General features: G+C 59.2%; 1 protein-coding gene. It reads right to left on the bottom strand.

The genetic code is table 11. The annotated features are described in order from the left end of the window. Window positions 1-803, bottom strand: an 803-nt coding sequence (locus tag J6525_RS46495) for an IS701 family transposase (RefSeq protein WP_225649620.1), incomplete at both ends; no start/stop codon positions are given.

An 803-nucleotide genomic window follows, 5' to 3' on the forward strand; every position in this document is an offset into this window, starting at 1 on the left:
CTGCTGAGACGGCGGCCGAAGGATGAGATCGACGATGGCGTGACGTACGGCTGGCATGGTTGGCTGAGGCGGAGGCCCGTTGATTCTTTTTTTTCCGCCCCGCGTATGCGAGGCGACGATGTTGCAGGAAGGCGTAGGCAATCATTGTCATCAAGGCGTGGCGATGAAGACCTTGCCATGATCGCCCTTCGAAGTGATCAAGTCCAAGTTCCTCCTTCAACTGCTGATGCGCCTGCTCACAAATCCACCGTGCCTTGATGGTGGCGGCCAGCGTGCGCAGATCCGTCGCCGCCGGAAGATTGGCCAGATAGTATTTCTTCTCCCCGGACGCACGTTGCTCGCCAATGAGCCAGGCTTCGTCGCCTGGGAGATGCTGCTGACCTTTATCCCATATCCGCTGCGGAGGGCCGTCGGCGGTCCGGACACGGAGAGCAGCAAATTGGGCTTTCAGCCGACCTTTCGTCCCGCTACGCCAACTCACGGTTTTCCATTTGGCGCTGGCGAGCATTTGTTCTGCGGCAATCGATAAGATATCGGGCACGTGGTGCTTTCGTGGTTTTCCGCGGACCTTGGTAATCGGCCAAATGAGCTTCACATCGACCGGATACACTTTCTGGTGCCGAGGGATACCGACAGCCCAGGTCAGCCCGCGCTCTGTTAGCCCTTGTCGAAACGGTGCGCTGAGGCCGTATCCTGCATCCGCCAGCACACATCCAAAGCGCACGTTGGCTGCCATCGCGCGGTCAATCTCGGCTAGAGCAATCTCGGGCTTGGACCGTGCCGTTCGATGTTCGACTGGCACG

The organism is Bradyrhizobium australafricanum (assembly GCF_020329495.1).
Taxonomy (GTDB): Bacteria; Pseudomonadota; Alphaproteobacteria; order Rhizobiales; family Xanthobacteraceae; genus Bradyrhizobium; species Bradyrhizobium australafricanum.